This is a genomic window from Nocardia sp. CA-120079, from assembly GCF_050955745.1.
Classification (GTDB): domain Bacteria; phylum Actinomycetota; class Actinomycetes; order Mycobacteriales; family Mycobacteriaceae; genus Nocardia.
In genome coordinates, this window is the sequence record NZ_CP192088.1 from 7,769,988 (window position 1) to 7,792,575 (window position 22,588).

General features: G+C 65.8%; 18 protein-coding genes and 1 pseudogene. 10 read left to right on the forward strand and 9 right to left on the reverse strand.

Features of this window, described 5'->3' with window-relative positions; genetic code table 11:
• Window positions 1–20: 20 nt before the first annotated feature.
• The 4 genes from ACQPYR_RS35435 to ACQPYR_RS35450 all read left to right on the forward strand — a co-directional run bounded on the left by ACQPYR_RS35435 (window position 21) and on the right by ACQPYR_RS35450 (window position 9,065).
• On the forward strand, window positions 21–1,481 hold the full coding sequence (locus ACQPYR_RS35435; protein WP_433623365.1) for an acyl-CoA synthetase: 1,461 nt from the start codon (window positions 21–23) through the stop codon (window positions 1,479–1,481).
• 36 nt (window positions 1,482–1,517) lie between these two features.
• A complete protein-coding gene (locus tag ACQPYR_RS35440) occupies window positions 1,518–1,976 on the forward strand; it encodes a MaoC family dehydratase (protein WP_433623367.1) in 459 nt (152 codons plus the stop codon).
• Window positions 1,977–2,139: 163 nt separating this feature from the next.
• On the forward strand, window positions 2,140–3,489 hold the full coding sequence (locus ACQPYR_RS35445; RefSeq protein WP_433623369.1) for an alpha/beta fold hydrolase: 1,350 nt from the start codon (window positions 2,140–2,142) through the stop codon (window positions 3,487–3,489).
• Entirely contained in the window at window positions 3,486–9,065 is a 5,580-nt protein-coding gene (locus ACQPYR_RS35450) for a hypothetical protein (RefSeq protein ID WP_433623371.1), read from the forward strand. Before ACQPYR_RS35445 ends, ACQPYR_RS35450 begins: the two co-directional genes overlap by 4 nt.
• 24 nt (window positions 9,066–9,089) lie before the next feature.
• Here ACQPYR_RS35450 and ACQPYR_RS35455 read toward each other — a convergent pair whose 3' ends face one another.
• From ACQPYR_RS35455 to ACQPYR_RS35465, 3 genes are all read right to left on the reverse strand, one after another.
• A complete protein-coding gene (locus ACQPYR_RS35455) occupies window positions 9,090–9,905 on the reverse strand; it encodes an Fpg/Nei family DNA glycosylase (RefSeq protein ID WP_433623373.1) in 816 nt (271 codons plus the stop codon).
• Window positions 9,898–10,050, reverse strand: a complete 153-nt coding sequence (locus ACQPYR_RS35460; protein ID WP_433623375.1) for a hypothetical protein — start codon at window positions 10,048–10,050, stop codon at window positions 9,898–9,900. The genes ACQPYR_RS35455 and ACQPYR_RS35460 overlap by 8 nt, the downstream gene beginning before the upstream one ends.
• A gap of 78 nt (window positions 10,051–10,128) precedes the next feature.
• A complete protein-coding gene (locus ACQPYR_RS35465; protein WP_420770241.1) occupies window positions 10,129–10,602 on the reverse strand; it encodes a ribose-5-phosphate isomerase in 474 nt (157 codons plus the stop codon).
• A gap of 309 nt (window positions 10,603–10,911) precedes the next feature.
• Here ACQPYR_RS35465 and ACQPYR_RS35470 point away from each other — a divergent pair, with 309 nt between their 5' ends.
• Window positions 10,912–12,054 carry a M48 family metallopeptidase gene (locus ACQPYR_RS35470; protein WP_433623377.1) on the forward strand — a complete coding sequence of 381 codons (1,143 nt, stop codon included), beginning with the start codon at window positions 10,912–10,914 and terminating at the stop codon, window positions 12,052–12,054.
• 8 nt (window positions 12,055–12,062) lie between these two features.
• Here ACQPYR_RS35470 and ACQPYR_RS35475 read toward each other — a convergent pair whose 3' ends face one another.
• Window positions 12,063–12,725 (reverse strand): mycothiol-dependent nitroreductase Rv2466c family protein, encoded by a 663-nt coding sequence (locus ACQPYR_RS35475; RefSeq protein WP_433623379.1) that lies wholly within the window; start codon window positions 12,723–12,725, stop codon window positions 12,063–12,065.
• A gap of 163 nt (window positions 12,726–12,888) precedes the next feature.
• On the opposite strand from ACQPYR_RS35475, the gene ACQPYR_RS35480 reads away from it, so the two are divergent.
• The 3 genes from ACQPYR_RS35480 to ACQPYR_RS35490 all read left to right on the forward strand — a co-directional run bounded on the left by ACQPYR_RS35480 (window position 12,889) and on the right by ACQPYR_RS35490 (window position 15,859).
• Window positions 12,889–14,136 carry an NAD(P)/FAD-dependent oxidoreductase gene (locus tag ACQPYR_RS35480; RefSeq protein ID WP_433623381.1) on the forward strand — a complete coding sequence of 416 codons (1,248 nt, stop codon included), beginning with the start codon at window positions 12,889–12,891 and terminating at the stop codon, window positions 14,134–14,136.
• A 97-nt stretch (window positions 14,137–14,233) separates the two neighbouring features.
• Window positions 14,234–14,632: a YciI family protein gene (locus tag ACQPYR_RS35485; protein ID WP_433623383.1), complete on the forward strand. Its 399-nt coding sequence runs from the start codon at window positions 14,234–14,236 to the stop codon at window positions 14,630–14,632.
• A gap of 9 nt (window positions 14,633–14,641) precedes the next feature.
• The gene (locus tag ACQPYR_RS35490) at window positions 14,642–15,859 is read left to right on the forward strand and encodes an RNA polymerase sigma factor (RefSeq protein WP_433623385.1); all 1,218 of its coding nucleotides are present in this window, start codon (window positions 14,642–14,644) and stop codon (window positions 15,857–15,859) included.
• 302 nt (window positions 15,860–16,161) lie between these two features.
• Here ACQPYR_RS35490 and ACQPYR_RS35495 read toward each other — a convergent pair whose 3' ends face one another.
• Window positions 16,162–16,722, reverse strand: coding sequence for a nuclear transport factor 2 family protein (locus ACQPYR_RS35495; protein ID WP_433623387.1), 561 nt, complete (start codon window positions 16,720–16,722; stop codon window positions 16,162–16,164).
• 516 nt (window positions 16,723–17,238) lie between these two features.
• On the opposite strand from ACQPYR_RS35495, the gene ACQPYR_RS35500 reads away from it, so the two are divergent.
• The gene (locus ACQPYR_RS35500) at window positions 17,239–17,745 is read left to right on the forward strand and encodes an NUDIX domain-containing protein (RefSeq protein WP_433623389.1); all 507 of its coding nucleotides are present in this window, start codon (window positions 17,239–17,241) and stop codon (window positions 17,743–17,745) included.
• 77 nt (window positions 17,746–17,822) lie between these two features.
• Here the strand turns inward: ACQPYR_RS35500 and ACQPYR_RS35505 are convergent.
• A pseudogene (locus tag ACQPYR_RS35505) lies at window positions 17,823–18,014 on the reverse strand (dihydrofolate reductase family protein); the annotation flags it as partial.
• A gap of 48 nt (window positions 18,015–18,062) precedes the next feature.
• Window positions 18,063–18,899 carry a phosphoribosylaminoimidazolesuccinocarboxamide synthase gene (locus ACQPYR_RS35510; protein WP_433623391.1) on the reverse strand — a complete coding sequence of 279 codons (837 nt, stop codon included), beginning with the start codon at window positions 18,897–18,899 and terminating at the stop codon, window positions 18,063–18,065.
• A gap of 140 nt (window positions 18,900–19,039) precedes the next feature.
• Between ACQPYR_RS35510 and pepN the strand changes: the two genes are divergently transcribed.
• The gene (pepN, locus tag ACQPYR_RS35515; protein ID WP_433623393.1) at window positions 19,040–21,622 is read left to right on the forward strand and encodes an aminopeptidase N; all 2,583 of its coding nucleotides are present in this window, start codon (window positions 19,040–19,042) and stop codon (window positions 21,620–21,622) included.
• A 138-nt stretch (window positions 21,623–21,760) separates the two neighbouring features.
• Here the strand turns inward: pepN and ACQPYR_RS35520 are convergent, their stop codons facing one another.
• Window positions 21,761–22,225 carry a DUF5130 domain-containing protein gene (locus ACQPYR_RS35520; protein WP_433623395.1) on the reverse strand — a complete coding sequence of 155 codons (465 nt, stop codon included), beginning with the start codon at window positions 22,223–22,225 and terminating at the stop codon, window positions 21,761–21,763.
• Window positions 22,212–22,487: an aa3-type cytochrome oxidase subunit CtaJ gene (gene ctaJ, locus ACQPYR_RS35525; RefSeq protein WP_063044630.1), complete on the reverse strand. Its 276-nt coding sequence runs from the start codon at window positions 22,485–22,487 to the stop codon at window positions 22,212–22,214. The genes ACQPYR_RS35520 and ctaJ overlap by 14 nt, the downstream gene beginning before the upstream one ends.
• Between the last annotated feature and the right edge of the window lie 101 nt (window positions 22,488–22,588).

The following is a 22,588-nucleotide window of genomic DNA, read 5'->3' on the forward strand; positions in this document are numbered from 1 at the left end:
GGCCGCGTCGGAGGTCCCGGATGGAGCCCGACGCCATCGCGCTGATCCAACAGGACCGGCGCGTCGACTACGCCACCCTCGCCGACCGCGTGGACACCCTCGCCGCGGCCCTCGCCGATTTCGGCGTCGGGCCGGGCGACCGGGTCGCCTACCTCGGACCCAACGACATCGCAACCTTCGAAACACTGTTCGCCACAATGCATCTCGGCGCCATCTTCGTGGCACTCAACACTCGGCTGGCTGCGCCGGAGATCGCCGGTCTACTCGACGATGCCGACCCGACTGTGTTCGTCATCGGTGCCGAAGCCGGTATCGACGCACTCGCACGAAGTTCCGCCGCTCCCCGGCCGCTGCACCTGGGCGAGGAGTACGAGAACGCGATCACCGAGCACACCAGCCGAACACCGCCCGCCCACGCGGTCGGACTCGACGATCCCGCATTGATCCTCTACACCTCCGGCACCACCGGCCGCCCCAAGGGTGCCGTGCTCACCCACGGCAATATCGTCTGGAATACCCTCAACCAGTTCGCCCACTTCAGTCTCGGCCGCGACGATGTCAGCCTGTGTTCCGCGCCGCTGTTCCACGTACTCGGCCTTGGGCAGATCACGCTGCCGACCCTCTACGCCGGCGGAACCGTCGTTGTCATACCGAAATTCGATCCCGGCGAGTTCCTGGCCACCATCGAGCGCAGGCGCGCCACGGTTTTCCCGCTTGCCCCGACCATGCTGAAAATGCTGTGCGAGGCGCCGGAGTGGGAGACCACCGATCTGTCCAGCGTTCGCTGCGTCGCCTTCGGCGGCTCCCCCGTCCTCGAAGCCGTGGCCAAGGCGTGGCTGGCCCGCGGCATCCAGGCCCTACAGGGCTACGGCATGACCGAGGCGGCACCCGGCGTGCTCATGGCACTGCGCCACGGCGCCGACGCACATCCGGTATCCGCGGGTGTTCCGCACTTCTTCACCGACGTCGCGCTGCTCACCCCGACCGGCGAGATCATCGAAGGACCCGGCCAGGGCGAACTACTCGTCAAGGGCCCCAACGTCTTTGCCGGATACTGGAATCGACCCGACGCCACCGAACAGGCGTTCATCGACGGCTGGTTCCGCACCGGCGATATCGTCCGCATCGACCATGACGGCTGGGCGCACATCGTCGACCGCGTCAAAGACATGATCATCTCTGGCGGCGAGAACATCTACCCCGCCGAGGTCGAGGCGGCCATCTCCCGCTTGGACAGCGTCTGCGACTGCGCCGTGGTCGCCGTTCCGGACGAACGATGGGGTGAGGTCGGATTGGCGTTCATCGTCGTCCGCGCCGGTCACGAAATCGATGAAGACGCGATTCGCACCCATCTCGAAGCGAATCTCGCCCGATACAAAATCCCGAAATATTTCATCTTCCGCGAGCAGCTGCCCCGCAACGCCCTCGGCAAGCTCCAGCGTCTGCTGCTCCGCGACGACGCTCGCCACTGCGTGGGCTGACACCGTAAATACACAACAACCGAAGGAGCGCGCCACATGGCGACCACCGTCGACAAACCCACCGACCTACTCGACCTCATCGGCACCGAACTCGGCAGCAGCGACTGGCTCGAGATCCCGCAGCGCGATATCGACATGTTCGCCGAGGCCACTCACGACGGGCAGTGGATCCACGTCGATGTCGAACGCGCGAAGACCGGCCCGTTCGGCGGCACCATCGCCCACGGCTATCTGACCCTGTCGCTGCTCATTCCGCTCTGGTCCGAAATACTCGTTATCGAAAACCGCGGCATGGCAATCAATTACGGCCTCAACAAGGTCCGGTTCCCGGCCCCCGTCCCCGCGGGCGCCAAGGTCCGCCTCACCGCCACCCTCGCCGACGCCACCGACCTCGGTGACGGCGCGGTCCAAGTCACCGTCGATGCGGTCATGGAACGCGAAGGCGCCGACAAGCCCGTCTGCATCGCCCAGATGGTGCACCGCTACTTCCAGTAGAGCTGATATCGCACATCCGCAACTGGTAACGCGGACTGTGCTTTTGCGCGATCATGTGGATATGTCGGACGGGTGGGAGTTTCCCGACGCGGTGTCGATCACGACCGATGAACACTCGTGGAAGCAGTTCGATCCACGCGAGCCATCGAAGGTGACAAACCGTGTGACCGATGATGCCGTCGTCGTGATTCCGGGCATCATGGGCACGGAGTTGATCGATGCCGCGACGGGAAAACTGCTGTGGGGCATGAGCCCAGCGCTGCTGGCGCGCTTGTGGACGGCTCCGGCCCGGCACCTGAAACCACTGGGGTTCGATCCGGAGAACAACACCGTCGTGCCCGGCCGATTGCTCCGGCTTCCCTCGTTCGCACCGGTACTGGCCGGGATCGAACCCTATAGTCGCCTGGTCACAAAGCTGCGCAGTGTCGTACGACATCCCAGTGCCGTAACGGAGTTCGGATACGACTGGCGACGCCCGGTCGTCGACAACGCCCGTTTGCTGGCGGAAGCGATCGACCGACATCTTTCGGCCTGGCGCGCGCAATCCGATCGTCCGGACGCGCAAGTCCACTTGGTGGCCCACTCCATGGGCGGGCTGCTCTGCCGGGCCTTGGCGGCGATTCCGGGCGCGACCGACCACGTGGGATCTGTCATCACCTTGGGCACCCCGTTCGAAGGAGCAGCGAAAGCCGCCCTGCTGCTCGCGACCGGACAGGGCTCGCCATTGCGCGCGCAAGGGATGCAGCAGGTCGCGGTCACCATGCCGGGCATCTACGACCTGCTACCGAGCTACCGGTGCGTGGACGAGGGCACGACGGCGCGCTGTTTGACCGCTGCCGATATAGGTGGAGTCGGCGCCAGCACCGATCTCGCCGCGGCGGCGTTCGCGCAGCGGAACCGGTTGGCGGCGGTCGCGCTCCCGTCGCACCGCCCGCTGATCGGTGTCGCGCAGCGCACGATGTGCAGCCTCACCCTCGAAGCGGGTTGCGTGGAGCCGCAATTCCATACGTTCGCGGTCGACGCCGACGGTGCACTCGCCCGCCACAGCAATGGCACGCTCCGGCGGTTGAGCGGGCTCGGCGACGGCACCGTACCGCGCAATTCCGCTGTGCCGCCGCACCATCGCGAACCGGCGCCACTCCCACAGCAGCACGGCGCGATCGCCCGGACCGATGAGGCGATCGCGTTCGTCGTCGATCGCCTGCTACACCGGGATTTCGGGCCTCGGCTCGGCGGCGGCGAGATCGGCGTATCGACGCCGGACGTGGTGCGCGTGGGCACCGAATTCGAGGTCGAAGTCTCCGGCGTCGAGCATCCCAACGACATCCGGACCACGGTGTTCGATGCCGCTACCGGTGCGCGCGTCGCGGGTCCGCATGCCCAGCGTCAGGACGGCCGTTTGGTCGTCGTGACATCGATCTTCGAACCCGGGTTGTATCGCTTCGCTGTCGCCGGCGGTGCGACATCAGCGGTGACGCAACTCGTGCTGGCCGTGGGAGACGGTGACCGGTGAGCGACGGTCCGGAACTGTTCCCGATCGCTATCGGCTGGTACAGGAACTTCGAAAAACTCTCCGTCGATGACGAAATGGCGGCTATCGGAACGATTCTCGCCGAGTTCGACTTCCACACCGTCGGCTGGGACGTCACGATGGCAGCGCGCGACATGGACGCGGTGGACGCGCGCCTGCAGCAGTGGTCGGAATCCGGTGCCGAGCACAGCATCCTCTACTGGGTCGGACACGGTTGGTCCGATGACCGGGATACGGCGTTGGCACATGTCAACAGTCCCAGGCACGTCCGATCACGGGGGATTTCACCGCAGCGAATTGCCGACGCGATCGCCGCACGGAACGCGGCGCCTGACTCGTGGATGATCGTCGTCATCGATGCATGCCAGTCGGGGTCGTTCGTGCGGTCGTTGAAGAGCGAGATCTCCCAGCGTCCAGGCAGACCGAGCTATTTGCTCATCGGCGGAATGAACGGTGACGGCGCCACCGAACTCGGTCGGTTCAGCGATGCCTTGCGCTTCTGCCTGCACACCGTATGCGCGGCCGACTACGAAATCCCGCTGCACAAGCTTGCGCGCCACTTCGAGAACGCCGATGCGGAGGTGGAGCAGAAGCGCTTGCTCGACGGCATTGTGCTTCGGCGACGTCACGCGGTGCTGGTCAATATCGACCTGGATTCGCTCAACGAGCTCAATGCCGCACTCGCCGGGCTGGATTCCGACGAACTGCGGCATTTCCTGCCGAAGGCACACGGCGGGGATATGCCGTTCGAGGAGACCATGCTCGGCGAGCAGTCCTGGTACTTCGAGGGCCGCCATGTGGAGGCAGGCCGGATCGTGTCCTGGCTCGACGACCCCACGTCGGGAATGTTCGTCGTCACCGGCGCCGCCGGTTGCGGCAAGTCGGCGCTCCTCGGACAACTGGTCGTGCACGCCAACCCGACCCTGCGCACAGCCCTGCGCCGTGCGAATCTGCTCGATGAGCGCTCCCTCCCGAATCAGCCACCCGACAACGCGTTCGATGCCGTGATCCATCTGACCGGCTCGTCGACCCAGGACGTCATCGCACGGATCGCCACATCCGCGGAGGTCACCATCCCCGCGGAGTACGAGATAGATCGGGCGGTAAAGCACCTGGCCGACCGGTTGAACGAGCACAAGCAGTTCACGATTCTCACCGATGCCTTGGACGAGGCGATCGATCCACTGACCATCGCCGAGCGCGTACTGCGTGTACTGGCCGAAGTCGCCACCGTGCACATTCTCGTGGGCACACGGGCCAGTACCTACGAAGACCCGGATCGCCCCGCCCCGGATACAAATCTGCTTGACGCCCTCGGTGCGAACCCCAGGGCCACAATGCATCTCGACCGCGATTCCACAGCGGTGCACCGATATGTGCGCAAGCGGCTTCGGGCCGCGCGGCAGCACGACGAACTAGCCGCACAGCTGGATATCGACGCCTTCGCCGACGCTGTACGCGCTCGCGACCCGCATTTCCTCTTCGCGCGCTTAGTCGTGCACGAACTCCTCGCCGACCCGGGTGCGCGCACACCGACCGGATGGCAGCGACTGCTCGCGGGCGAACACCGCGACCTGTTCGCCACAGCGGTAGCTCGGCTCGAGACCGAACATCCCGCGAACCGCCCGCTGTTGCAGGCACTGGCCTACAGTCGGGGGCGCGGTCTGCCTGCCGCGGACGATATCTGGGCCACCGTCGCCCACACTTTGGCCGATGACGTGACGATTACGGCTGTGGAAGTCGACCATCTGACCGTCGCCGCGGCCGCGTACGTACTCACAGATCGCGAGCACGGTCAGACCGTGTACCGACTCGCACATCGGACCTTCGCCGAACATTTCACCAATGAGACCGAACCAACCGAACGCGATCGTGTCGTTCACTCGGCCATCGCACGTTCCTTGATCGACCAGACGGAACGGGGTCTGGAGGATGCGGTCAGCGGCCGGAGGCCACTCAATCCCTACCTGGCCCGGCTGCTGACCGGACACATCGCAAGCGCCGGTCGATCCGGCTGGCAGCTCCTGAACGACCACCCCCGGATTCTCGTTGGCCTCGAACCCGACGCTCTCGCCATCGACGCCACGCGCTCCGCCTTCGGCCGCTTCGACCTCTCCTCGGAAATCAGCGGGATCGTGACGACCAGTCAGCATCTGCAGTCGCTGTCGCCGCGCGAACGACACGTGCCGATTCAACTTGCCGCGGCTCGTCACCGCGGCAGCCACGCGTCCGAGGCGAATGCCTTCGACCCGGCGCTGATTTTCGGTGCAACGGTGCATTTCGCGGTCATGAACGCCCGTCCTGCGCAACGGGTGCTGTCCGGCGACGGCATCACGGTGAGCGCGATGACGGTACTGAGGCTGCGGGATGGCCGCACGATCCTGGCCGCTGCGGGCAGCGAGGTGTGGTTGTGGGACCTCGAATCGGGACAACCGCAAGGGCAGCGGCTCGCCGGGCACTACGGCATCGTGCGCGCCTTGGCGGTTGTCGCTACCAAGGAGCGGACTCTCCTCGCTTCGGCAGACGCTGAGGGGACGATACGGTTGTGGGACGCTGCTACCGGTCGTCCACATGGGCAACCTCTGGTCGGCCACATCGGCTCGGTAGACGCGCTGGCGTCAATCACATTGCGCGACGGGCGATCGCTGCTCCTCTCCGCGGGTGTCGACGAAACCGTGCGTGTATGGGATCCCGTCGCCGGGTGTGCGTACGAGCCGCCGAGGCAGTTGTCATGGTGGCAGCGTAGGGATATCCGGCGATCGGATCGTAAGCGAAATGGGTACCGGTATCCGCCGCAGTCCATGGTGGTATTCGAGTCGAACGACGGTCGTGTCTTCGTGGCGACCACCCTTTACGGCCGCTCCGTGTGGCTATGGGAACTCCATACGCCGCGATTTCGCGGCCGGCGGTTGCGCGGACATACCGACAGGGTCCTCGCATTGACTACGGTCACGCTCCCGTATCGGCGTGTGCTGCTTGCTTCCGGAGGCCGAGACAAGAAGGTGCGACTGTGGGATCTGACTGCAGGCCGTCGATCCGGCCGAGCGGTGGTTTTCCATAAAGGCTGGGTGCAACAGTTGGCCGAAATCCCCTTTCCGAATGGGCAACCGCTGCTTGCTGTCGCGGGCACCGGCGGCACGGTCGACCTGTGGGACCCTTCGACCGGACTCGCGCACGGTCAACCCATCGCCGTGTCGACACGTTGGACCAATGACATCGCGGTCGTCACACTGCCGGATGGACGTGCCCTGCTGGCACACATAGGCAACGACAACGATGTGCAACTGCTGGACCTGGTCTCCGGACAGGCGCACGGTCAAACCCTGACGGGCCACACCGAACAGGTGCAAGTGCTTGTCGCAGTGCCGCTTCGGGATGGCAGAACGCTGCTCGCCTCCGGAGATACCAAAGGAACGGTACGGCTCTGGGATCCCAGCACCGCCAAGGCCGCGAACGGCGTAACCAGCGGTCGCGGCATCACTGCCTTGGCCGAAATCCGCTTGCCACATGGTCGAACCGTGCTCGCATCCGGAGCTGAGGACACTGTGCGACTGTGGGATCTCGAGCGGGGTGACCATCCCGGCCCGATAGCCGACCACTTGGCGGTACAAGCGTTGGCCACGGTGGCGACCCCGAACGACCGCTCTCTGCTCGCCATCGCAGGCGTCAGGGGTGTGCAGTTCTGGGATCCCGTCACCGAGCAATTGAGACCTGAACCGATTACTGGACACAAGGACGATTCGGCGATGGCGCTGGCCGTCGTCCCTCTCCGAGACGGTCGAATCGTGCTCGCCGGCGCCTATTTCGATAGCAGATTTCAGACTCGAGGTGCCCGCCGCAAGCTTCGGCTGTGGGATGCCGACACGGGCCTGCCATATGGACAACCTCTTCCCCTCGATCAACGTGGGGATGCCGACACGGGCCTGCCATATGGACAACCTCTTCCCCTTGATGAACATAGGGAAACGACATTCGCAACCATCAATCTCCCGGACGGCACGACACTGTTGGCAGCCACAGTCAACAACGGTGTGCAGGTCTGGGACCCCACCAGCGGAGAACCCTACAATTCCCCTCCGATCAGGTATCACGGCAACGCGAAAGCACTTGTCGCAGTCCACCTTTCCGACGGGCGCATCCTCCTCGCCGCCGCAATCGACGACCGAGTGCACGTATGGGACTTCGCAACCGGAGAACTCCATCAACGTTCTCTGACGATCTACGACAAACCCACTCCAGCAGATACCACGGCGGCGTATTCCTGGCCATCCGGCAATCGCTATTCCCGGCCGATCACGGACTTGGCGCTGATCACCACGCCAGGAGCGCCGACGCTGCTCGCAGGCGCGTTCGGCGATCGCGTTCAGTTCTGGGATCCCGAGACCGGAGAACCCCGCGGGCGAATCTTCAGCGGTGGCACACGATGGGCGCACACGATTACCACCATCCACCTCCCCGACGGTCGCCCCCTCCTGGCAACTGCGGGTGCGGGTAGCGCCGTTCGACTGTGGGACCCCTACACGTGCCGACCACACGGTCGACGGCTGACCGGTCACACGGGCCGTGTCCTGGACCTGGCGGAAGTCCGCCTATCGGACGGTCGAGTCCTGCTCGCCTCAGCGAGCAAGGACAAAACCGTGCGGCTGTGGGATCCCGCCGCGGGGATTCCTGTCGGACAGCCGATTCCCTGCCGTGCGGCCGCACGCGCCTTGGTTTCGTTCATACCCGGCGACGGGATGTCCTACCTGATGTTTCTCACGGCTGGCAATCCGCATCCGCAAATATGGAACGTGACTTCCGGCGAAGCCCTCAGACGAACGATCAATTCCAATCCTGATGAGAACTCCGGCCCGTATGACCAACCCCCATACATAAGCGCGATGACCACACTCCGTGTTCGCGGTGGCCGACCCATGCTCGTCACTGCCCACGAGGCGGGCCAAGTGCAACTGTGGGATCCCGAAACCACGCTCCTGCACACGGAGTTCGATGCCGATGAGGATTCCGACTCTCGCGTCGAGGCACTTGCGCCCATTCACCTTCCCGAGGGCAAAGCCCTGCTCGCCGTAGTCGGAGTAGAAACACCAGTACGGCTCTGGGATGCCGCCACCGGTCGGCCAGACGAGGTTCAACTGACCCAAACCATTGTGGCGAGCGCCTTGGCGGAGGTCCCGCTGGCGCACGGTCGATCACTTCTGGCCACGGCGGACCGCAATGGAGGAACTGTCCGGTTGTGGGACCCGACCACCGGTGAACCTTATGGACAACCACTCATCGGGCATTCCGATCGGACAGTGCTGGCGGCGGTCCGGCGCACCGACGGCCGCACCGTCCTTGCCTCCGCAGACAGCGAAGGAACGATACGGCTATGGGATCTCACCGACGGCGAGCCCGATGGATCGGCGGCAATGATCCTCCACGTCGGTGCGGCGGTCCGGAACCTTTGCTGGGTCGGAGATCTCCTCGCCGTCGGTATCGACGGGCTCGCTGTCCTACGCATTCATATCGGGCAAGTAGAACGTCCGGCACAACCCATTCCGCCCATCGAGGGCGGGTAGGCCGCCGATAGGATCCGCGATGGGTCAGCCGGCCTGACAGGTGGGGCACCAGAAGAGGTTTCGCCCCTCCAGCACACTGTGCGCGATGGGTGTGCCGCAGAGGCGGCAGGGTGAGCCGGGGCGGCGGTAGACGTAGGTGCGTGGGCGGTCGGCCGCGTAGGAGGGTTCGCCGTGGTCGTGTTCGGGGCGGACGACGACCATCTTGCCGACTCGAACGCCCACTCGCATCAGCGCGACCAGATCGGTCCACATCGCGTCCCACTCGTCGGCGGTGAGCGCGGTGCCTGGTCGGTGTGGCGAAATGCCGTGCCGGAAAAGCAGTTCCGCACGATACACATTGCCGACCCCGGCGAGTACCTGCTGATCCATCAGCAGTGCGCCGATGGGCCTGCGCGAGCGATGAATTCGACGCCAGGCACGTTCGGGGTCGGCGCCGCGCCGCAGCGGATCCGGGCCGAGCCGCTCGGTCAGCGCCGTCACCTCGGCGCGGGTGTACACCTCGCAGGCGGTCGGGCCGCGTAAATCGGTGCCGTACAGGCGATCGTCGGCCGAGGCGTCACCGACGAGCCGCATCCGCACCTGTCCGACCGGCTCACCCATCGGGAGCGGCACCTCGGTGAACACCCCGTACAACCCGAGGTGCACGTGCACGACCAGACCCGACTCGTAGTGGTGCAGAAGGTGTTTGCCCCAAGCCTCGGCCTTGATGAGCACCTGACCGTCGACACGCGCGGCCCCGGCGGCGAACTTCCCCTGCGGGCTGGAAACACGCACCATTCCCCCAGCGAAGCGCCGCTGATGTAGTCGCGCGAGCCGATGCAGCGTGTGCCCTTCAGGCATCGAAGCTCGAAATCCTCTCCGGTCCGCCGACGCGCGCGGCAGGGGCGGCGACCCCCTGCTGCGAGCTCGAAACGCACACCACACTGCCCGCGAAGCGCCATTGCCGCCGCCCCGCAAGCCGGTGCAGCGCATAGCCCTCAGGCATCGAAAGTAGAGATCCTCTCCGGTCCGGTCCGCCTCGCAGCGCCGCTCGACTTACCTTGCGCGACGTCGGATTACCCGCTCAGTAAGCCGGAACAGCCGGGGCCACACCGGTCTTCTCGTACTCGGCCAGGATGTCGATGCGGCGCTGGTGGCGCGGCTCCTCGGACCACTTGGTCGAGACGAACGCGTCCACGATGGCCAGCGCCTCCTCGGTGGAGTGCATGCGGCCGCCGATGCCGATCAACTGGGCATTGTTGTGCTCACGGGCCAGCTGGGCGGTCTCCACGCTCCAGGCCAGGGCGCAGCGGGCGCCGGGCACCTTGTTCGCGGCGATCTGCTCACCGTTGCCGCTGCCGCCGAAGACCAGCCCGAGGCTGCCCGGATCGGCGACGGTGCGGCGGGCCGCCTCGATGCAGAAGGCGGGGTAGTCGTCGAGTGCGTCGTATTCGAGGGCGCCGCAGTCGACGACCTCGTGGCCCGCCTGCTCCAGATGGGCCTTGACGTGATTCTTCAGTTCGAAACCGGCATGGTCGGCACCCAGGTATACGCGCATGGCTGCGATTGTGTCAGGCGTGCTTCGCGTGCCGCGCGGTGGGCGGCACCGCTGTCATGGTGCACCTGGCGACACCGTCGACTCGGGATTGCGCTCCCTCGTGGCAACGGACCCGCAACGCGATCTTTGACGGCAGAAGTTCCCCGCTGCCGGTGGCTCCGGGGCGCGACCGTCCACACCGCCGGGCATTAACACCACTGGCCGCCGCGGCGAATCGACAGGTATGTCAGCGGTGTTCGCGGCCACCGGTACCGACCGCACGCCGACGGCGCCGAACCTCGTCCCCGGCAAATGAATAGAGTTCTTCGCATGCAGCCGCACGACTCCCAGCCGCCCCAGCAGCCGGGCGGACCCGCCGATCCCTATCCCGCTCTCGGCGGATGGGCGCAGGCTCAGGACGCGACCGCCACTGCGCACAATTCGCCGCAGTACCCATCGTCGCCGCAACACCCCGCCGCGCCGTACCCCGGATTCCCCACACCCCACTACGGACCCGCGCCGTCCGGATACGGCGTGGCTCCGGTCCCGCCCGGTACGCCCCCGCAGCGGCAGCCGCGCGGCCTGTCCCCGTTCGGCATGCCCGCACGGCACCCGTGGGAGATTCCGCTGCTGGTCGTCGTCTGTGTGATCACCACGTTCGCGATGCTGATCGCGGTGGCGGTGTGCATCGATCTCGTACTGGATGGGAAGCAGCCGAATATCTATCTGATCATCCTGGTCTTCGCGCCGATCGTGGTGTGGTTCCTGCGCGGTATGGGCTACGCGGCCATGCGGGTCAACGGCGTCAAGATGTCGCCGACCCAGTTTCCGGAGGGCTATCAGCTGGTGGTCGAGGCGGCGGCCCGGTTCGGAATGGCCAAGGTGCCCGATGCCTATGTCGTGCTCGGCAACGGCCAGATCAATGCCTTCGCCTCCGGTCACGGGTTCCGCCGGTATGTCGCGGTCTACAGCGACCTGTTCGAAATCGGTGGCGCCGCACGCGAACCCGAGGCTCTCGCCTTCATCATCGGTCACGAGGTCGGGCATATCGCGGCCGGGCACACCTCGTACTGGCGTCAACTCGGCATGTTCGTGGCGCCGTCGCTGCCGATCATCGGCAGCTCATTGATCCGGTCCCAGGAGTACACCGCCGACAACCACGGCTATTGCAACCGGCACGTCGGCGCACCGGGCGCCATGGGCACCCTCGCGGCAGGCAAGTACCTGAACAAATTGGTCGGCTTCGATGAGATGGCCGATCGGGCCGCGGTCGAGAAGGGCTTCTTCGTCTGGATCAGCAATGCCATGTCCTCGCATCCGGTGCTGACCTGGCGCATGTGGGCACTGCGCGACCGCAGCAGGCACGGCAAGCTGTTCTGGCGACCGAACCGACCGGCCGGTGCGCCACCGGCCGGTCCGTACCCGAGCAGCTACGGCGAGGTTCCGGCGTTGCCGCCGAAACCCGTGCCGTAGGTCCGCGGTCAGTCGAAGGACGGATCCTCGGTCCTGGTCCGCTTCAACTCGAAGAAGTGCGGGTAGTCGGCCAGCGTGACCGCCGCATCCCACAGCTTCCCGGCCTCCTCGCCGCGCGGTATGCGCGACAGCACCGGACCGAAGAAGGCATTGCCGTTGATGTGGATGGTCGGGGTGCCGACATCCGGACCGACCTTGTCCATGCCCTCGTGATGGCTCTTGCGCAGCGCCTCGTCGAATTCGGTGCTCTCGGCGGCCGTGGCGAGTTCGGCGGGCAGGCCCGCCTCGGCGAGCGAATCCGCGATCACCGCGGCGAGGGATTCCTTGCGGGACTCGCGCGCGTACTCCTCGCGACGGTTGTGGATGCGGGTGCCCATCGCGGTGTAGAGCGGGGAGAGCACCTTGTCACCGTGGGCTTGCGCGGCGGCGATCGCGACCCGGACCGGACCCCAGCCGGTGGCGAGCAGCTCCTCGTACTGCGGCGGCAGCCCCTCCTTGCCCTCGTTCAGCACCGACAGGCTCATCACGTGGAAACGGGCCTCGATATCGCGGACCTGCTCGACCTCGAGAATCCAGCGGGAGGTGATCCAACACCAGGGGCACAGCGGGTCGAACCAGAAATCGGCAACGTTCTTGGTGGTCGTCTCGCTCACAGAGCTGTTCCTCTCCATCGCACGCTCGTAACGCGCGGATTCGCCGCGCCACTATCGGTGGCCAACCACGCGGGCGCGCGATTCGTTCCCGGACCGGACGCCCGATTTTCCGAAAAGGCGGCCCGGGGTCCCAGTAGGGTGACACGCAGGCGTCAGGTTCCCTCCCGAAAAGGAGTCCGTAATGACCTCTGATCAGCATTTCGTCATCGTCGGCGGCGGGCTGGCCGCGGCCAAACTCGCGGAAGCACTGCGCGCCAACGATTTCGCCGGAACCGTGACGCTGATCAGCGCCGAAGAGTACCTGCCCTATGAGCGACCACCGCTGTCCAAGGAACATCTGGCCGGCAAGAAACCGCTCGAGGAATTCACCGTCGATCCGGGCCAGTGGTACCGCGATCACCATATCGACGTCCAGCTCGGCACCGAGGTCGGCGCAATCGATCCGAGTGCGAAAACCGTGACGCTGCCGGATGGTTCGACACTCGGCTACGACAAGCTCGCACTCGCGACCGGCTCGACACCGCGCCGCCTGCCGATTCCGGGCATGGATGCGCGCGAGGTGTACACGCTGCGCACCATCGGCGATTCCGACAGCCTGATCGAGCTGTTCGGCTCGGCCCGGCGGCTGGTCGTCATCGGGGCGGGCTGGATCGGGCTCGAGGTCGCCTCGGCCGCGCGGGCCGCCCAGGTCGAGGTCACCATTGTCGAATCCGCCGAACTGCCGCTACTGGCGGCGCTCGGCCCCGAGATGGGTGAGGTCTTCGCGGATCTGCACCGCGACCACGGCGTCGACCTGCGATTCGGCGCGCAGGTCGAGGCGATCACCACTCGTCAGGCCGGGGCAATCACAGCTAGTCAGGGAGGGGTGGAGCTGGCGAGCGGCGTCCGACTCACCGACGGCACCGTGATCGAGGGCGATGCGGTACTCGTCGCGGTCGGCGCACGGCCGAATATCGAACTGGCCGCGAACGCGGGGCTGGCGACCGATGGCGGCGTACTCGTCGACGCGAGCCTGGCCACCAGCGACCCGGACATCGTGGCGGTCGGCGATATCGCCGACGCACAGCATCCGGTGCTCGGGCGTCGAATTCGGGTGGAGCACTGGGCGAATGCGCTCAATCAGCCCGCCGTCGCAGCGCAGACCATGCTCGGCAAGTCGGCTTCCTACGAGCGCCTGCCGTACTTCTTCACCGACCAATACGACCTGGGCATGGAGTACATCGGATACGCCGCGACCAGTGAGTACGCACGGGTGGTCGTGCGCGGTGATGTGGCGAAGCGCGAGTTCGTCGCATTCTGGCTCGATGCCGAGAACCGGGTGCTGGCGGGGATGAATGTGAACATCTGGGATGTGACCGACCGGATCAAGGAGTTGATCGGTCAGCAGGTCGATCCGGAACGGCTTGCCGATACCGCCGCGCCCCTGTGATGCGGATCACTATCGAGGACGCGTCGAATCGGCGCGCCCAGCTCCGACCTCATCGCGAGCGCGCCGCAGGGGCGCACCGCAGGCTAGGAGACCGGAAATGAAATACATGCTGCTCAAGACCTATGGGCCCGCCGCCAGCTGCGACGTCCCGATCACCGAGTGGACGCCGGAGGAGATCAAGGCGCATATGGACTTCCAGCGGGCGCTCGGCGCGGAGCTGGCCAAGACCGGTGAACTGGTCGACGCACAGGGCCTGGCCGGGCCGGACGAGGCACGACTGGTCAGTTCGGACGGGCGCTCGGCACCGGTCGTCACCGATGGGCCGTTCCCGGAGACCAAAGAGTTCCTGGCCGGATATTGGATCGTCGATGTGGAAAGTCCGAAGCGTGCACTGGAAATCGCCGCACAGGCGTCGGCGGCCCCCGGACCGGGCGGTAAGCCGATCGGCGAGTACATCGAGGTGCGTGCGGTGATGGGTGCCCCGGCGACCGAGTAATAGTTGTTCATGCACGGAGCACCGCCCATCGAGGACCTGTTGCGCGAACTCGCGCCGCAGGTCCTCGGCACGTTGGTACGCCGATTCGGCGATTTCGACACCGCCGAGGACACGCTGCAGGAGGCGATGCTCGCGGCGGCGACCCAATGGCCCGCCGATGGACTGCCGGATAATCCGCGCGCGTGGTTGATCCAGGTCGCGCAGCGGCGGATGGCCGATACGGTGCGCGCCGAGGTGGCCCGGCGACGCAGGGAGACAACGGTTTTCGAGCGCGATGTGCCCGATGCCGAGGCCGTCGATCGTGACGATACGCTCGCCATGTTCTTCCTCTGCTGCCATCCCGCGCTGTCGTCCGCGAGTGCCATCGCGCTGACATTGCGTGCGGTCGGCGGGCTCGGCACGGCGGAGATCGCCAATGCCTTCCTGCTGCCGGAAGCGACCATGGCGCAACGGATTACGCGTGCGAAGAAGAAGCTGGCCACGCTCGAACGACCGTTCGCCCGGCCCGGTGACGCGCAATGGCACGAGCGGCTCGGTGCGGTGCTGCATGTGCTGTACCTGATCTTCAACGAGGGGCACACCAGCACCGCGGGACCCGACCTACAACGGACCGACCTCTCGAACGAGGCGATCCGGTTGACCAGGTCGATCCATCGGCTGCTCCCCGGCGACACCGAGGTCACCGGGCTGCTGGCGCTTATGCTGCTCACCGATTCCCGGCGCGCCGCGCGCACCGGGGCGCACGGCGAATTGATTCCGCTCGCCGAACAGAACCGCGCGCTGTGGGATCGCACGTTGATCGTCGAGGGCATCACGTTGACCACCAGCACACTCGCCTCGGGTCTCACCGGTCCCTACCAGATCCAGGCCGCGATCGCCGTGCTACACGCTCAGGCGCTGCGTGCCGAGGACACCGACTGGCGTCGAATCCTGGCTCTCTACAACATAATCGAGCGCATCTCGAAGAACCCGATGATCACCCTCAACCGCGCGGTCGCCACCGCCATGGTGCACGGCCCCGCCGCCGGCCTCGAACTCGCCGACACCCTCGAAGACCAGCTGGCAGGCAATCACCGCCTCGACGCCGTCCGCGGCCACTTACACGAAATGGCAGGCGATTTCGGCGCAGCCATCACCTGCTACACCGCCGCCGCCAATCACACCACCAGCACCCCCGAACGCGACTACCTGACCCTGCGCGCCGCCCACCTCCGCCACCAACCCTGACCACAGAGTGTCAGGATTTGGACAATCCAGTGTCCTGCCATGCGCGACGTTCCCCGGGAACCGGTCGGCTACGTGTCCCACGGCGGCAACGTCCAAGCACTCTCGGCGCCAACAGGATTGCCGCTGTGGGTCGGTGACGTCGAGCCCGGCTCTCGAGCACCCGCAATGTCCGGCTCCGCAGACGGCGCTGCCTCGCCGAACGAGGCTGCGCCGTCCTGATCGGCCTAGCGCACTTCACCTGCAGCCCCGAAAAATCGGGACCATCGTCAAAGCCGCACTCGACCTCATCGAATACCGCCGAACTAGAGTCCGGTAGCTTCGTGGAATTTCTGAACGACCACATCGAGCGGAGCGTCGGCCTGGATTACCGTGCCGTCGGGGTTGATCAGATCTATGCGGGTACGGGTGAGCTTCGAATATTGTTCCACCCACTGGCCGTTGAGGTTTGTATAGCACTCCCAGTAGTGGCCGTAACCGTGCACCCCGAACGTATCGCCGAAGATGAGTACGTCTTCCATGGTCCACACACCAGCGGCCGTCGTCGTGGACGTCATCTTGAGCTGCGGGTCGTAGCCCGAGTGGTGCGTCTCAGCGCCACCGAGCGTGAGCTGCAGGAAGGAGACGAACGATTCCCTGTCGGGGAAGATGGGGCCGGCGCTACCGGTGGTGTCCACGATCACGTTGGGCGCGAGGTGGGTCTTCAGGTCGGACCAGTTCTTGGTGTCGATGGAATGGAAATAGTCTTGCTTGAGCTGCTTGACGGCGTCGATTCCGGGCGCAGAGACGGCAGGTTGCGAATAGCACGAGGGAAGCGGGCCCGATGACTCTGCGTTGGCGGTCGGGATACCGATGGTACCGAGCATTGTCGCCGCGCCGAACGCCAGAGCGGCGCACAGTATGCCGGACCGCTTCCGACCCGCTCCGGCCCGGAACCGACCGCGATTTTCTACGGACATTTCTTCTCCTCTTCTAGCAGGACGCGCAAGCCCCGATTAGTTGCGACGGCGACCTAGCCAAAGGCTTCGGCTAGAGCGCCACCAGTGACGTTGCGCGCGTTGGGGAATGTAATGCTGGAAATTGCGAGCGAAGGCGGTGGTCCGGAAAATGGAAGAGGTCGAGCGAATCCCGATCCCCGAAGAGAATTCGCGCGTGTCGTCCCGCTCATCGGAAGGCGATTTGACAGTGCCGCAGCGACATCACGAAGCGGACAGGATTCACCCTTGCGCTGAGGATGATCTCAACAGGTAGCAACAGGTTCGCTCGCGTACCGGAAGCCCCTGGGTGACACACCGATTGGGTGCTGGATATGGCCGAGATCTCAGCGTGCATCGACGCAATGCCGCACCCGCCCGCTGGATCCGCCGTGTCGTGTGCGCGCCATGGCGGCGCGAGACGGCAGACTGCTCTGTGTGGCAGGCAAATTCAGTGCTGGGATTCTGTTGTTCCGGCGGAAGTCCGGTGAGACCGAGGTGTTGATCGGGCATATGGGTGGGCCGTTCTGGGCGCGGAAGGATGCTGGGGCCTGGTCGATTCCGAAGGGGGAGTACGAGCCGGAGTACGAGAGTGCCGAGGTGGCCGCGGCGCGTGAGTTCCTCGAGGAACTCGGGTTGCCGGTGCCCGAGGGCGAGCGGGTGCCGTTGGGCGAAGTTCGCTACGGCAGTGGCAAATCCGCCAAGAACCTCAGCGTTTGGGCCGTCGAGGGCGATCTGAACCCATCCGCCGTTGTCCCCGGCACCTTCGAAATGGAGTGGCCGCCCAAATCCGGCCGCCTCGCCGCCTTCCCGGAAATCGACCGCGTCGGATGGTTCGATCTCGCCACCGCGCACGACAAACTGGGCGCAGGCCAGCGGCCCTACCTCGACCGGCTGGCCGAACTTCTCGCCTGAGCGACCCCTGCCCACCGAACACCGGCACGTGGGTCAGGTCCGGCTGCTCGACGGGGGCATGGATGGACTCGGCCACGCAGGGCGGGCCGGTAGATGAGCTCTTGGACGTTGCCGTCGAGCGTGCGGCTCTCGATCAGCTCGAGGTCGGAGTCGGCCGCACCCCGGAAGATCGGGTCATCACCGGTCTGACCGATGAACACCCAGATCGGCGTCACCTGGACACGGTCGACCAGCCCGGCGGCCATCAGCGCCCGGTTCATCGACAGGCTGAGACGGAGTGCCGGGTAGCCGGCGAGCCGCCCCGGTCGCCCTGATGATCAGCGGGACGCTCCGCCCCAGCTCTGCCCCGTGATGAGTTCGTACGCCTCCATGTACTTCTGCCGAGTCGCATCGACGATCTCCGCGGGAATCTCCGGCCCGGGGTACTCCTTATTCCAGCCCGTGGAGGTGGACCAGTCGCGGACGAACTGTTTGTCGAAGGACCGCTGGGGGCGGCCGGGTTCCCATTCGGCGCCCGGCCAGAAGCGGGAGGAGTCGGAGGTCAGTACTTCATCACCGAGGGTGAGAATGTCGCCGTCCCAACCGAATTCGACCTTGGTGTCGGCGACTATGACGCCACGCACGGCGGCGTGCGCGGCACCGCGGGCGTAGATCCGCAGAGTCAGGTCACGCAATTGCTCGGCTACCTCGCGGCCCTCCTGATTCACCACATCAGCGAAGGTGATGGGCTCGTCGTGGCCCTCGGAGGCCTTACTGGTCGGGGTGAAGATCGGCTCGGGCAGTATGTCGCCATCGCGCAGACCGCGCGGCAGTGCGACGCCGGAAACCGTCCCGGTGCGCTGGTATTCCTTCAGCCCCGACCCGGTCAGATAGCCGCGCGCGATGCATTCGACCTGCACCATCTTCAGCGGCTTGACCCGGATGCCGCGCCCGGCGAATTCCGCGGGCACATCGGTCGCGGAGACCACATGGTTGGGCACATCGGTGAAGAATTCGAACCACCAGTTGGACAGCTGGGTCAGCAACGCTCCCTTTTCCGGGATCGGCGTCGGCAGCACCACGTCGTAGACCGAAACCCGGTCCGACGCCACCAGCAGCAGGGTCTCGCCGTCCTCGTAGAGGTCGCGCACCTTTCCGGCGTGGATGTGCTTCACGTCGCAGCTCCGATCCTGGTCGCTAGGGTTCAGGGGAAAAAGTCCCGCGCGGGCAACCTTACCGAGGTGGCATTGTGGTGAGTGCTGTGCCCGCCGGGGGCCGCCGCCCGTGCATGTTCTTCGAACCACGAAGGAGTCCAATGTCCGCACCGAACCTGACTCGCGACCAGGCGATCGAACGCGCCTCGACAGTGCAGGTCGAGAACTATCGCATCGAGCTCGACCTGACCGACGGGGCGGGGCAGCCGGGCGAGCAGACCTTCTTCTCCCGCAGCACGGTCACTTTCACCGCGACCGCGGGCGCGGGCACGTTCATCGATATCGTCGCCCGCGGGGTCCGCTCCGCCGTGCTCAACGGCACGCCGATCGACGTCACCGACTACGACGAAGCCAAGGGCATCACCCTCAACGGTCTGGCCGAGCGCAACGAACTCGTCGTCGAGGCCGACTGCGAATACTCCAATACCGGTGAGGGCCTGCACCGCTTCGTCGACCCCACCGATGACGCGGTCTACCTGTACTCGCAATTCGAAACCGCCGATGCCAAGCGCATGTTCGCCTGCTTCGATCAGCCGGATCTGAAGGCCAGCTTCGATATCAGCGTCACCGCCGCACCGAGTTGGAAGGTCATCTCCAACGCCGCCGCGGTCGATACGCTCATCGCCGATCCCGGCAAACACCTGTTCCGCACCACCCCGCGGATGAGCACCTATCTGGTCGCACTCATCGCGGGCCCGTACGCGGAATGGACCGACGCCTACACCGACGATCACGGCACCATCCCGCTTGGCATCTACTGCCGCTCCTCGCTCGCCGAACATATGGACGCCGAGCGCCTCTTCACCGAGACCAAGCAGGGATTCGGGTTCTACCACGACAACTTCGGTGTGCCGTACGCCTTCGGCAAGTACGACCAGCTGTTCGTCCCGGAGTTCAATGCGGGCGCGATGGAGAACGCCGGCGCCGTTACGTTCCTGGAGGACTACGTCTTCCGGTCCAAGGTGACCCGTGCCTCCTACGAGCGCCGCGCCGAGACCGTGCTGCACGAGATGGCGCATATGTGGTTCGGCGATCTGGTCACCATGAAGTGGTGGGACGACCTGTGGTTGAACGAATCGTTCGCGACCTTCGCCTCGGTGCTGTGCCAGTCCGAGGCGACCGAATACACAAGTGCCTGGACCACTTTCGCCAATGTGGAGAAGTCCTGGGCCTACCGCCAGGACCAGCTGCCCTCCACGCACCCCATTGCCGCGGACATCCCGGACCTGCATGCGGTGGAGGTCAACTTCGACGGAATCACCTATGCCAAGGGCGCTTCCGTGCTCAAGCAGCTCGTCGCGTATGTCGGTCTGGATCCGTTCCTCTCGGGTCTGCGCGCCTACTTCACCGAACATGCCTACGGCAATGCCACTTTCGACGATCTGCTGTCGGCGCTGGAGCAGTCCTCGGGCCGTGACCTGTCCGGGTGGGGCGCGCAGTGGCTCAAGACCACCGGCTTGAATATCCTGCGGCCGGACTTCGAGGTCGACGCCGAGGGCAAGTTCACCTCGTTCGCCGTGGTGCAGGAGGGTGCGGCACCCGGAGCGGGCGAACGTCGCGTCCACCGCCTCGCCGTCGGCGTCTACGACGACCAGGACGGAAAGCTGGTGCGCACCAAGCGCGTCGAGCTCGATCTCGATGCCGACGAGCGCACCGACGTCCCCGCGTTGGCCGGCGTGCCACGTGGCAAGTTCGTGCTGGTCAACGATGACGACCTCACCTACTGCTCGGTGCGCCTGGACGCCGATTCGCTCGACGTGCTGGTCAGCCGCATCGCCGATATCGCCGAACCGCTCCCCCGCACGCTGGCCTGGTCGGCCGCCTGGGAGATGACCAGGCAGGCCGAATTCCGGGCCCGCGATTTCGTCGCCCTGGTCCAGCGCGGCATCGGCGCCGAATCCGAAATCGGTGTGGTGCAACGACTCCTGATGCAAGCCAACACCGCGATCGGCAGCTACGCGGATCCGGAATGGGCCGCCACCACCGGCTGGCCCGAATACGCCAACCGGCTGCTGGAGCTCGCTCGCGAGGCCGAGGCGGGTTCGGACCACCAACTCGCCTTCGTCAACGCACTCACCGGCGCCAAGCTGTCGGACTGGCACACCGAGGTGCTGGGTGAACTGCTCGACGGCGATCCCGCGAAGGTCGGCCTCCCGGGTCTGATCGTCGACACCGATCTGCGGTGGCGGCTGGTGACCGCGCTCGCCGCCGCCGGTGAGATCGACGCCGAAGGGCTCGCCACCCCCACGATCGATACGGAGCTGTCCAACGATCCGACCGCGGCGGGTAAGCGGCACGCCGCGGCCGCGGCGACCGCCCGTCCGATCGCCGAGGTGAAGGAACAGGCCTGGACGACGGTGATGTCCGACGATTCGGTCCCGAATATCACCGCCCGTTCGATTGTCGGCGGCTTCGCTCCCAACGGCCAGGGTGAGCTGCTGACGCCGTACGTGGAGCGCTATTTCGCCGAGGTACCCGGCGTCTGGGAGCGCCGCTCCAGCGAGGTCGCGCAGACCGTGGTCATCGGGCTCTATCCCGCCTGGGCGATCAGCGAGGAAGCCGTCGCGACGGCGGACAAGTTCCTCGCCGACGACCATCCGCCTGCGCTGCGCCGCCTGGTGATCGAGGGCAAGGCGGGCATCGAACGCTCATTGCGCGCCCGTGCCTTCGACGCCCAGGACTGAAGTTCCTCGCCACGCTGAGACGGGGCGCGCCATCCATTGTGATGCGCACGCCCCGTTCGCATTTCGACAGCCGAAACGTAAACCGGCGCGTCCACCTCAGCGGTGAACGCGCCGGAGCACGCGCAGTGCACTACTGGATCAGCGACCGATGGCCGCGGCCATCACGCGAACCGCGGAGACCAAGCCGTCGATGAGCTGGCCCTGTCGGAACGAGCTCAGTGCGGCGGTGACGCCGAGCTGGCCGACGCGGTCGTTGGCGCGATCGGCGACCTCGTGGCCGGAGCGCACCTCGATGGCCTTGTCATTGGGCGAAACCGCGATGAGCACCGAACGCGCGGCCTCGGGGGTCGCGGGGAAGACCGCGTCCGCACCGGCGGCCGGATCCGCGCCGAGATCGCCGATGTAGATGTTGAAGCGCACCTTGGTCGCGCGGGTCGCCTCGGTGAGCACATTGTCGATGGTGAGCCGCTCGTCATCGCTGAACGGGGCTTCCTTGAACACCGCGCCGGCCTCGTGCACACCCGAGACGCGGCCGCTGCTGGTGACCACCGAGCCGTGCGGCAGTTCGGATTCGACTACCGCGGGCCAATTAGAACTTGCCACTTGCCCGGCCTCCGATCAGCTCCACGTCGGTGGATTCGATTGCCGCATGGTGCCCATGCGACGACTCAGCGTGGTGACCCGATCCGGTCACCTCGTCGGTAGCACTCCACAGCACGGGAGGCTGGGTCCACTTCTGACCGAGATCGAAGTGGACCGGCTTCTCCCCGGGCAGTGGCTTGCCGAGAAACGACAATCCGGCGATCGCGCCGTAGATCACCAGCGGGATGCCGAGGAAGATCAGCACTGTCTCGAGAATGCTCATGACTGCGCCTCGCTGGCGCTCGGCTCCGTCATGCGCATGGCGCACTGGCACATGGTTCGCTCGCTTCGCTCACTCACGAGAAACACGGTAGACGATCGTGT